The organism is Arthrobacter sp. SPT-J7 (assembly GCF_059089965.1).
In genome coordinates, this window is sequence record NZ_JBNHFF010000109.1 from 1 (window position 1) to 10,664 (window position 10,664).

10 protein-coding genes and 1 pseudogene are annotated in these 10,664 nt (G+C 66.0%); 2 read left to right on the forward strand and 9 right to left on the reverse strand.

Going from position 1 to position 10,664, the window contains the following annotated elements; genetic code table 11:
* From AC5RWX_RS25485 to rimP, 4 genes are all read right to left on the reverse strand, one after another.
* Positions 1–343 (reverse strand): translation initiation factor IF-2 N-terminal domain-containing protein (locus AC5RWX_RS25485; RefSeq protein WP_494099074.1); only part of this gene is annotated, 343 nt, incomplete at its 3' end.
* 152 nt (positions 344–495) lie between these two features.
* Entirely contained in the window at positions 496–870 is a 375-nt protein-coding gene (locus tag AC5RWX_RS25490; protein ID WP_494099075.1) for a YlxR family protein, read from the reverse strand.
* 171 nt (positions 871–1,041) lie between these two features.
* Positions 1,042–2,022: a transcription termination factor NusA gene (gene nusA / locus AC5RWX_RS25495; protein WP_163164472.1), complete on the reverse strand. Its 981-nt coding sequence runs from the start codon at positions 2,020–2,022 to the stop codon at positions 1,042–1,044.
* Positions 2,022–2,630: a ribosome maturation factor RimP gene (gene rimP / locus AC5RWX_RS25500; protein ID WP_494099076.1), complete on the reverse strand. Its 609-nt coding sequence runs from the start codon at positions 2,628–2,630 to the stop codon at positions 2,022–2,024. Before rimP ends, nusA begins: the two co-directional genes overlap by 1 nt.
* Before the next feature lie 106 nt (positions 2,631–2,736).
* On the opposite strand from rimP, the gene AC5RWX_RS25505 reads away from it, so the two are divergent.
* Positions 2,737–3,879, forward strand: coding sequence for a DUF4439 domain-containing protein (locus AC5RWX_RS25505; protein ID WP_494099077.1), 1,143 nt, complete (start codon positions 2,737–2,739; stop codon positions 3,877–3,879).
* Between the two features lie 319 nt (positions 3,880–4,198).
* Positions 4,199–5,242 carry an aminoglycoside phosphotransferase family protein gene (locus tag AC5RWX_RS25510; RefSeq protein WP_494099078.1) on the forward strand — a complete coding sequence of 348 codons (1,044 nt, stop codon included), beginning with the start codon at positions 4,199–4,201 and terminating at the stop codon, positions 5,240–5,242.
* 40 nt (positions 5,243–5,282) lie between these two features.
* Here AC5RWX_RS25510 and AC5RWX_RS25515 read toward each other — a convergent pair whose 3' ends face one another.
* The 5 genes and pseudogenes from AC5RWX_RS25515 to AC5RWX_RS25535 all read right to left on the reverse strand — a co-directional run.
* A complete protein-coding gene (locus AC5RWX_RS25515; protein ID WP_494099079.1) occupies positions 5,283–6,674 on the reverse strand; it encodes a pyridoxal phosphate-dependent decarboxylase family protein in 1,392 nt (463 codons plus the stop codon).
* 44 nt (positions 6,675–6,718) lie between these two features.
* Positions 6,719–7,522 (reverse strand): sulfite exporter TauE/SafE family protein, encoded by an 804-nt coding sequence (locus tag AC5RWX_RS25520; RefSeq protein WP_494099081.1) that lies wholly within the window; start codon positions 7,520–7,522, stop codon positions 6,719–6,721.
* Between the two features lie 10 nt (positions 7,523–7,532).
* Entirely contained in the window at positions 7,533–9,344 is a 1,812-nt protein-coding gene (locus AC5RWX_RS25525) for a proline--tRNA ligase (protein WP_494099080.1), read from the reverse strand.
* A gap of 296 nt (positions 9,345–9,640) precedes the next feature.
* Positions 9,641–10,531 (reverse strand): GNAT family N-acetyltransferase, encoded by an 891-nt coding sequence (locus AC5RWX_RS25530; RefSeq protein WP_494099082.1) that lies wholly within the window; start codon positions 10,529–10,531, stop codon positions 9,641–9,643.
* Positions 10,494–10,664: pseudogene (locus tag AC5RWX_RS25535) on the reverse strand (flavodoxin-dependent (E)-4-hydroxy-3-methylbut-2-enyl-diphosphate synthase); the annotation flags it as partial. The gene AC5RWX_RS25530 and the pseudogene AC5RWX_RS25535, both read right to left, overlap by 38 nt.

A 10,664-nucleotide genomic window follows, 5' to 3' on the forward strand; every position in this document is an offset into this window, starting at 1 on the left:
CGTTGGCTGCCGGCGCGGCAGGGGCGGCGGGTGCCGGTGCAGCCGGAGCTGCGGGGGCAGGTGCCTGTGCCTTGGGGGCCGGAGCCTTCGGAGCTGCCGGACCGGGCGCGGGGGTTGAAGGACGCGCCTCTGCCGCGGGAGCGGTTGCCTTGGGCGCGGCGGCCAGTGCTGATGCCTTGGCAGCAGCATCGGGGAAGGCGTTGCGCAGTTTACGCACAACGGGGGCCTCAATGGTGGAAGAGGCGGAGCGAACGAATTCGCCCAGTTCCTGCAGTTTTGTCACTGCATCTTTGGAAGTAATACCGAGCTCTTTGGCGAGCTCGTGTACGCGGACCTTGGCCACATTTCTCCTGTCTCGGTCCGCACCGAGCCAGGCACGAACCGTCTACTTCTTACTGCGGGCCCAAGCCGCAATTGCTGCAAAAGGGCCCATTGCAGAGCGCAACAAAGTTGTCATCGTTGCGCACTCATCGCTGGGAACTCATCGGGTTTCCATCAGATTTCTGACCCGCTTTCAGGTTGGACGGTTGGTGTTGCAGTTGCCGTGGCTGCAACTTTCGTGCCCGGCTTAATCCAGTCTTCGACGGCCGCGGTTCCGGTTGCACCCGCAAGGGCACGTCCGAAAGCCCGCCGTTTGATCGCCAGAGCCAGGCACGGTTCGCTGGGGTGCAGCCATGCACCCCGGCCAGCCATCCGGCGTCGTTCATCCACCAGGACAGCGGATGATCCACTGCCTTCAGCGACGAGCCGGAGTAATTCATTCCGCTTGCCCTTCTTCCGGCAGCCGATGCAGGTACGTTCCGGTTGATTCCCGTTGTGAAGCACTGTCACGGTCATCTTCCTGACGTTCATATCTGCCAGCCCCGGCATGCCTTACCTCCGCTTTTCCAGCGAAAGGAGGCACGCTCAGGGCGCACAACTGCCGGCCGTTGGACGCGGCCTCTATTATTCTAGCCCCTACAGGCCGTTCTGCCCGAAACCCCGCTGCGGTTCCGGCGTGGCAGCCCTTGGCTGGCAGCTGATCCGCCCCTGGCCGGGCAGCTAGTTTTCGCGTGCCGTTGCGGCGTCGGAAACGATGTCGATGCGCCAGCCGGTGAGCTTGGCCGCAAGGCGCGCGTTCTGGCCCTCCTTGCCGATGGCCAGTGAAAGCTGGTAATCGGGAACCACCACGCGGGCGGAACGGGTGGCTTCGTCGGTGATAGTGACCGAATTCACTCGCGACGGGGACAGCGCACTGGCGATGAAGGTAGCCGGATTCTCGCTGAAATCGACGATGTCGATCTTTTCGTCATTGAGTTCGGTCATCACTGCCCGGACGCGTGACCCCATTTCACCAATGCAGGCACCCTTGGCGTTGATGCCAGGGGTGTTGGCCTTGACGGCAATCTTGGTGCGGTGGCCTGCTTCGCGGGCCAGTGCCACGATCTCCACGGAGCGGTCGGCGATTTCCGGTACTTCCAGTTCGAAGAGTTTCCGGACCAGTCCCGGGTGGGACCGGGAAAGCGTCACCGACGGTCCCTTGTTGCCTCGGTGGACATCGATGACCAGGGCGCGCAGGCGGTTGCCGTGGATGTACTTCTCCCCCGGAACCTGTTCGGGCGGGGGCAGGAGCGCTTCCACGGTGCCGAGGTTGACCTGGACCATGTGCGGGTTGTGGCCCTGCTGGATGGTTCCGGACACCAGTTCGCCTTCGCGGCCCTTGAATTCGCCCAGGACGTTGTCGTCCTCGACGTCGCGCAGCCGCTGCAGGATGATCTGGCGGGCGGTGCTGGCAGCAATGCGGCCGAACCCCTCCGGGGTGTGCTCGAACTCCCCGATGGGAGCGCCGTCGTCGTCAATCTCCACGGCCCAGATGGTCACGTGGCCGCTCTTGCGGTCCAGCTCCGCGCGGGCCTTCTCGAAGGCGCCGGGCGACTTGTGGTAGGCCACCAGGAGCGCCTGCTCGATGGTGGGGATCAGGAGGTCCAGCGGAATTTCACGCTCACGCTCCAGAAGTCTCAGTGCGCTCATGTCAATATCCATCAGGCCTCCTCAGAAGGTCCATTGTGTTCAGGTTCCAGACCGTCCTCGTTGAGGTGGCTGAATTCGATCTCGACTTTTCCGCTGCGGATCCTGTCGAAAGGAAGCTTCATGGGATCGCCTTGCTTAGGCTTCATTCCCTTTTTGACGGCAATCTCCGGCACAAGCGTCACGCCGGCGTCGTCCACTGATGTGATGCGGCCCATGATGTTGTCGCCCTGGACGACGTTAACCTTGACCATTCGGCCCTTGGCGCGGTGCCAGTGGCGGGGTTCTGTCAACGGCCGGCCGACTCCGGGTGACGAGACTTCGAGGTCGTAGGGGCGGCCGTCATCGGCGGGATCGTTGTCCAGCACGTCGGACAGGACCTTGGAGATGTCGGCGATGACGTCAAGGCTCACCCCGCCCGTCTCCTCCTGCGGAAGGTCCACTACTACGTGGACCACCCGGTGCGAACCGGGGACGATCACCACATCCTCCAGGTACAGGCGGTTTGCCTGGACCGCGGGTTCAAGGAGCGCCCTGAGCCGTGCAGCTTCCGGATTGTGTGCGGCGTCAGCCTTACCCGTTCCGGTATGGTCTGATGAAGCCGTGGCTTCTGCATTGCTCACGATGCCGGCCGCCTCCCGATAGATGATGTTGTGTGTACTAGCGTAGCTATTTTACGCGTTCATTGGTGCACGCCGATCCCCCCGCATCGTGGCAGCATGGTCTGTTGTGAATGACGACAGCCAGGAGAATCCGCCACGAATGCGCTATTTCCGGTACGCCGCTTTGTCGCTTACGGCCCTCCTTGTCCTGAGCCTGGGTTTCGCCCTGATCCCGCCTGAGCAGCCTGCACCCGCGGAACCACCGTTCTCCGAACAGGCGCGCGCAGCAGCGCTGGAACAGACATTGAGCCTGCGTTCCACCGGGATGGCGCTCGCCGCTACCGGAGGGAATGCGGCCGCCGGTGGAACCCCGGCGGCCCCGCTGGACCGCGTTGTGACCTTGCTGACCATCCAGGCCCGCGCGCTGCTGTCTGCAGGCCCGGGTTCCGCTGAGGCTATCGGGCCCGCCACTGCGACGGCGTCTCTTCCTGCCGGCGCCCCGCCCTCAGCTACTCCCCCGCCGTCGTATCCGCCTGCCCAAGCTACTGTGGCCGAGTTCGCGGCCGCCCTCGCCGCCAGCGGGCGGCAACGGCTGAGGGACGCAGAAACGGCCGACGGCGGCATGGCACGCCTGCTGGCGGGCAGCGGCACAGCGCAGCTTCTGGCAGCCGAACAGCTTGGGGCGCCGCCCGCACCGGCCCCTGAAGACCAGGTGCCGGATGTCCAGGCCCCGGAAGGGAAACTGCCCCCCACTGGCGAGGTACCGGCAGCCAGCCCGGGTTCCACTGAACCGGCAGGACCGTCCGCCTGCCCAGGAACACCGGCGGCCGACGGCATCAGCGTGGGCGCAGCCCTGGCCGCCGCAGCTGAAGCGGAGCTCAAGACGGTGTATGGCTACCAGGCAGCCCTCACCCGCCTTCCTCCGGAAGGGGCGCGTCCGGCGTCGGACTTCCTGGCCCAGCACCGGGCCCTGGCGGACCAGGCCGGAACCAACAGCGTCGTGCACTGCGGGGCACCGTCACCGCAACCGCCCGGGTACGTTTTGGACCCAGAGTTCCTTGACGCTCCGGCCGCAGGACTCGCCCGCCTGGAGACAGCCACCTTGCCGGCCTATGGAGACCTCGTGGCCATCACCGACGGGACCACGCGGGCCTGGGCCTTGTCTGCACTGCAGGCAGCAGCCCGCCGCGCCCAGCACTGGGGCGCGGAGGCAAACGCGCTGCCGGGCCTCATCCTGGACGAAACGCAGCTTCCGCAACTGCCTGGGTAAAGCAGTCACAGGGTACCGGCCGTTGCCTCTGCGCATCATCGCGCAACGGCTGAACTGGCTGCGGCGGAGGAACCGGAAGAAGAACTTGCCGAACTTACCGCCCTCTGTTTGGCGAAAGCCTCAGTCCGGAGACAGCCAAAAAGTAGCCACGGAACTCACGGCACAGGACGCACTGGCCGCGCAGCTGTCCGGGTAGCGGCAGGCGGAGCGCTGGCGCTTGCCGCCACCTTCACCGTTGGCAACCTGCTCGGAGCCACGGGAGTGGTCTAACAAGGTACTTTGCCACACCGGCCGCTCCCCTGCGCCTAGGCTGGGACCGATGAGCGACCCAGTTGCAGTACCAATCCCACCAGACCTTACTGCGAGGTACGGACGCAGCAGCGCGGGGCGGGCGTGGCTCGCGTCCCTGCCGGACCTTATCCAAGGCCGGCTGGAGGACTGGCAGCTGTCGCCGGACCTGCCTCCCGATGCAATGCCTTGGAACGGCCACGGCGGCGTGGTCATCCCGGTGAGGCGGCCGGACGGCACCCAGGCAGCCCTCAAGGTCGCCTTCCCACACGACGAAGCCAGGGTTGAGCGGCACGCCCTGCACCTCTGGCAAGGACGTGGCGCCGTGACGATGCTGGCTTCCGACGCGGGAACCTGCGCCATGCTCCTGGAACGGCTCGACGGCGAACGGTCCCTCACCGCTGTCCCGATGGAGGACGCAGTGGTGGTGTGGGCCGGCCTGGTGCGCCAATTGAGCCTCAGGCCCGATGATCGGCCGCAGTGGCAGGAGTTCGAACACATCGCCGCCCGTGCGGAGCAATGGAGTGACGACCTGCCGGCTGACTGGGAACAGCTGGGGCGCCCGTTCCCCCGCTGGCTGCTGGAGGCCGCCCTTGAGGTGTGCCAGACCCGCGGAGCAGTGGGACGGCGTTCGGCACGCGACGCCCTGGTCCACTCGGACCTGCATTTCCTCAATGTCCTTGCCCGCCCGGCGGTGTCAGCCCCGGCAGGACCTCCGACGGCGGCCGGTTACGCCGCCATCGACCCCCAGCCGATGATCGGCGAGCCGGAGTTCGCCGTGGCCCCGCTGTTGTGGAACCGCATGTCCGACCTGCCCGTGAGCGGGGCCGAAGCCGGCCTGCGCCGGCGCTGTTTCGAATTCAGCTCCGCCGCAGGCCTGGACCCTGACATCGCGCGGCAATGGGCCATTGCCAGGGAAGTGGCAAACGCCCTGGCGTATGCGGGAAAGCCCGGCCATCGAGGCGACCTGGCCAGGTCCCTTTGGGTGGCCAGCACCTTGGCTGGCAAAACCCTCGACGGGCTTCCTTCGGCGCACCGCCTGCCCGAGCCCGGCGAGGCGGTGGGCGCACACTGACAGCAGGTTTGGTCGTGGCGCAGAGGGTGGTCGTGGCGGGTCAGGTGCCTCGCACGGCGGCAAGGGCGGAGCCCACGGCCGCGACCGCGGTTCCCACCTCTTCCTCTGCTGTCTGCCAGTTGCTGACCGAAACACGCAGGATGTCCCGGTCCTGCCAGCGGGAGCCGGTCATCCAGACTCTGCCGTCCGCGATGATGCGCGCCGTCACGGCCCGGGTGGTTGCGTCGTCGCCGAACGCCACGCAGACCTGGGTGTAGCCGACGTCGTTCAGTACCTCCACGCCGTCGAGACCTGCCAGCCCTGCGGCGATTTCCGACGCCGCCGCTGCCAGTCCCCGTACCTGGGCTGCTACGCCGTCCCGGCCCAGGCCCTTCAGGGCCGCCCATACCGGCACGCCGCGGGCCCGGCGGGACAGCTCCGGCACTTTCTCGAACGGGTCGCCCGTGCCTTCAGTTTCCTGGATGAGGTAGCTCGTGTGCAGGCCCATGGCGGATCGAAGCGCCGCCGCGTCGCGCACGATTGCGATGCCGCAGTCGTAGGGCACGTTCAGTGTTTTGTGCGCGTCAGTCCCCCACGAGTCAGCCCCCTCGTAGCCGTGTGTCAGGTTCCGAAGTTCCGGCACTGCCGCCGCCCAGAGACCGAACGCGCCGTCGATGTGGACCCAGGCATCGTGCTTCCGGGCAATGCTGATGGTTTCAGGGAATGGGTCAAAAGCTCCGGAATGGAGGTTCCCTGCCTGCAGGCACACTAAGGCCGGACCGGAACCCTGAGCAAGAGCCGCCTCCAGGGCCGCCGGAATCAACCGCCCCTGGTTGTCCGCGTCAACCACCATGGGCCGGCCCAGGCCCAGGTACCGGAGGGCAAGGTCCACGGTGTCATGCCGTTCCCGGCCCACGAAACATCTGATGCGGGGTGCTCCGGTCAGCCCGTCGCCGTCGAGGTCCCAGCCGGCCTCGGCGAGGAGCCGCCGGCGCCCGGCGGCCAGGCCGGTGAAGTTGGCCATGGTGGCTCCGGTGACGAAGCCGACGCCGGATCCGGCGGGAAGCCCCAGCAGTTCCAGGAGCCATGTCCCGGCGCCTTCCTCGATGGCTGCCATTGCGGGTGCCCCATACCGGAGGCAGGCGTTTTGGTCCCAGGCGCTGACCAGCCAGTCGGAGGCCAGGGCCGCGGGCAGGGTTCCGCCGATGACCCACCCGAAGAAGCGGCCGGAGGGCATGGCCATAAGCCCGGGTTCGGCAGTATGGGCCAGGAGGTCGACCACGTCCTTGGCGTCCATGCCGGAGGTGGGCAGCGGCCCTCCAAAGGCGCCGGCAAGGTGCTGGGCAGTAAGGCGGGGGCCGACCGGCCGGTCAGGAAGGCTACGCAACCAGTCCCTGGCGTGGCCTGCCGCAGCGGATAAAGCACGGGCGTACTCGTCTTCACCATGTGGCATAACTGCATGCTACGCCTCGCGTTTGGTGCCCACGAGGCCCTCTCCTACCCCGGCTGGGCGAAGTTTTCCTGCCAGACGTCGTATCCGAGCTTCAGGATCAGGGCGGCCACCACCACGAGGAAGACCACGCGGACGAACCGGCTCCCCTGCGCAACCGCTGTCCTGGCCCCGAGGTAGCCGCCAGCCATATTGGCAGCACCCAGCAGCAGGCCCAGGCCCCACAGGATGGAGCCGTGCGGAAGGAAAAACATCAAGGCACCCGCATTGGTTGCCATGTTCACGATCTTGGCTTTGGCACTGGCCTCCAGGAACGCGTAACCCATCGCCGAAACCAGGGCGATCACCAGGAAGGAACCCGTCCCCGGGCCAATCAGGCCATCATAAAAGCCGATGACGGCACCGATCAGGCAGGCCACCACATAATGCTTGTGGCCGTCGTGCCGCAGGGCGGTGATGTGGCCTGCATCCGGTTTCAGGGCAGTAAACAGCGCTACCACCACCAGCGCCGCGACAATAATGGGTTTGAACACGCTGGATGGCAGCGTGGCGGCCAGTACGGCGCCGCCAAAGCTGCCGGCCAGGGCTATCACGGCCATGGGCAGCGCTGTCCGCAGGTCCGGTCCCACCCGCCGGTAGTAAGTGACGGCGCTGGTTGCGGTTCCGAAAATGGACCCCATCTTGTTGGTCGCCAACGCCTGCACGGGCGTGATGCCCGGGACCAGCAACAGGGCGGGGAGCTGGATCAGCCCGCCCCCGCCCACCACGGCGTCCACCCAGCCCGCGGCAAAACCAGCCAGCACAATCAAAACCAGCGTCGTCAGCTGGATGGATTCAAGGCCTAAGAGCACCCTCGGCAGGTCAGCCGGCGCGGACGGCGTTGACGACGTAGTCAACTGCCTTATCTACCGCGACGTTCTCCGCTTCGCCGCTGCGGCGGTCCTTGATCTCCACCACCCCGTCCACCAGGCCGCGGCCAACGGCGAGGATGGTGGGTACGCCCAGCAGTTCGGCGTCGCCGAACTTCACCCCGGGCGAGACCTTCGGGCGGTCATCGAGCAGGACGCCAAGACCTGCTGCTTCCAGGTCTGCTGCAAGCCGCTCAGCCGTGGCGAAGATGTCCTCGCCCTTGCCGACAGCCACCACATGGACGTCAGCGGGCGCCACGGCCCGCGGCCAAACCAGGCCTTTGGCGTCATTGTTGGATTCGGCCAGCGCTGCAACGGCCCGGGTGACGCCCACGCCGTAGGAACCCATGGTCACCGTAACCTGCTTGCCGTTCTGGTCAAGGACCTTCAGCTCCAGGGCTTCGGCGTACTTCCGGCCAAGCTGGAAAATATGGCCCATCTCGATTCCGCGGGCAGTTTCCAGCGGGCCGGAGCCATCCGGGGCCGGATCGCCTTCGCGGACGTCGGTGCACTCGATGACACCGTCCCATGTGAAGTCCCGGCCTGCCACCAGCCCGAAGACGTGCTTGCCGGCTTCGTTGGCGCCAGTGACCCAGGTGGTGCCGCTGACAACGCGCGGATCCACCAGATAGAGGAGCTTCGAGGCACTTTCGCTGCCCAGCAGCGGCTCGTCCAGCGCCAGGCCCGGTCCAAGGTAGCCCTTGACGATCAACGGCTGCTTTTTGAGGTCATCGTCGTTGGCTGCTTCGAGGCCGATCTCGCCTGCGATCGGCAGGAAGGATCCGATGTTCGCTTCGACGCGCTTCAGGTCCACGCCGCGGTCGCCGGGGACGCCGACGACCACAAGCTGGCGTTCCCCGGTGGGCAGGGTGACGGCGAGGACGACGTTCTTGAGCGTATCCGCGGCAGTCCAGGCACCGCCGTCGGCCTCGGAGCGGGGGGCGAGCTGGTTGGCGGCTGCCACCAGCGTTTCGATGGTGGGAGTGCCCGGCGTGTCGAGGACCTCGGCAGCGGGAGCAGCAGAAAAGTCGATTTCTGCCGGCGCCACCGTGGTGACAGCCTCGACGTTCGCAGCATAGCCGCCGGCTGAGCGGACAAAGGTGTCCTCGCCGATGTCGGTGGGGTGCAGGAATTCTTCGCTCCTGGAACCGCCCATGGCACCGGCGGTGGCAGTCACAGGAATGACTTCCAGGCCGAGGCGCTCGAAGATGCGCAGGTAGGCGCCACGGTGGGCGGCGTAGCTGGCGTCCAGGCCGGCGTCGTCGACGTCGAACGAGTAGGAGTCCTTCATGATGAACTCGCGTCCGCGCAGGAGGCCGGCGCGGGGGCGGGCTTCGTCGCGGTACTTGTTCTGGATCTGGTAGAGGCTGAGCGGCAGGTCCTTGTAGGAGGAGTAGAGGTCCTTGACCAGGAGCGTGAACATTTCCTCGTGGGTGGGGGCCAACAGGTAATCCGCGCCCTTGCGGTCCTGGAGGCGGAACAGGCCTTCGCCGTACTCGGTCCAGCGGTTGGTGGCTTCGTAGGGCTCGCGCGGCAGGAGGGCCGGGAAGTGGACTTCCTGGGCCCCGATGTTCGCCATTTCCTCGCGGATGATGGCTTCGACCTTGCGCAGGACGCTCAACCCAAGCGGCAGCCAGGTGTAAATACCGGGGGCGGCGCGGCGGATGTAGCCTGCGCGGACCAGCAGACGGTGACTGGCCACCTCGGCGTCGACGGGATCTTCACGCAGGGTGCGCAGGAATAGCTGGGACAGTCTTGTAACCACGGGTGGGTATCCGTTTCTGGGGAGGTGCTGGAGCAACAGCAGGCCGGGCATTTCGTCTGGGTACTAATCTACCGGCAAGCGCAGTAGAGCCACGCCCGGGAATACAAAGCCCCTGGCCCCCGGAAGGACTGGTCATTGCATCCGGGCGTGGGTCAACGCTGTTATCGCCTGAGTACTGGTGAGGACTGGTGAGACCGCCCGCGCCAATTCAGCGCAGCTGGTTCGAACCTAAGTGATGACGCCCACAGTTGACAAGTGATGTCATAGACAAGTCTTATTTGTGGACGTTTCCCGGCCTAGAACAGCACCGTAGCGAACGTGCCCACCTGCCGGAAGCCAACCCGTTCGTACGTCGCCCGCGCCCGCAGGTTGAAGCCATTGACGTAGAGGCTGGTGATGGGTGCGACCTTCCTCGCCTGTTCCACGACGGCGGCCATGTATCCGGAGCTAAGGCCCTGGCCGCGATAGAGCGGGTTCATCCAAACACCCTGGATCTGGGTGACCTCGGATGTGACGGCGCCCAGTTCGGCTTTGAACACCACGTCGCCGGCGTTATTCAAGTGCGCCAGGGAATGGCCCTGGCGAATCAGTCCTTCCACCCGCCGGCTGTAGAACTCCCGGCCGCCCAGGAAGGGGGAATAGCCCACTTCCTCTTCAAACATGGCGGCACAGGCTGGAAGGATCCGGTCGAAATCAGCGAGGTTTCCCAGTGCGAGGCCGGGATTCGATGCGACCAGCGGCGGGCCCTCGATGGTCATGAGGGGCTGTTCGTCGCGTACTTCGTGCGCCCGGTGACCCAGCTCCACGAGCTCGGCGTAAAGCGCCAACACCGCCGGGGCCGGTCCGAACGCCGAGGCATAACGCCGTCCGGAGGCATTGGCCACTTCCGCAACCGCTCCGGCCAAAGCAGGATCCAGCTGGACCGGAACCAGATTGGCCCCTGCCCAGCAGGCACCCACCAGGATGCCGTCGTCGAACACGCCGATAACGCCGGCACCGCCACTGGTAGGGGCGGCGGTGCCGGCAGCGCGAAGATGCGCGAGGATGAAGACGTTTGTCACCGGATCCCGCTGTGCGAGCAGCCTCAGCGCAGCCGTATCCGTCCCGTCCAGGGTTCGGACGAAAATCCCCGGGGGGTCGGGGACGTCCTTACGAGACGCTAACCACGGGGCTACCCTTGACAGCATCTTCGCCATCGGTCTCCCCCATCTCTTCTGCGATACGCATGGCCTCTTCGATCAGTGTCTCAACAATTTGGCTCTCAGGGACAGTCTTGATGACTTCACCCTTCACAAAGATCTGGCCCTTGCCGTTGCCCGA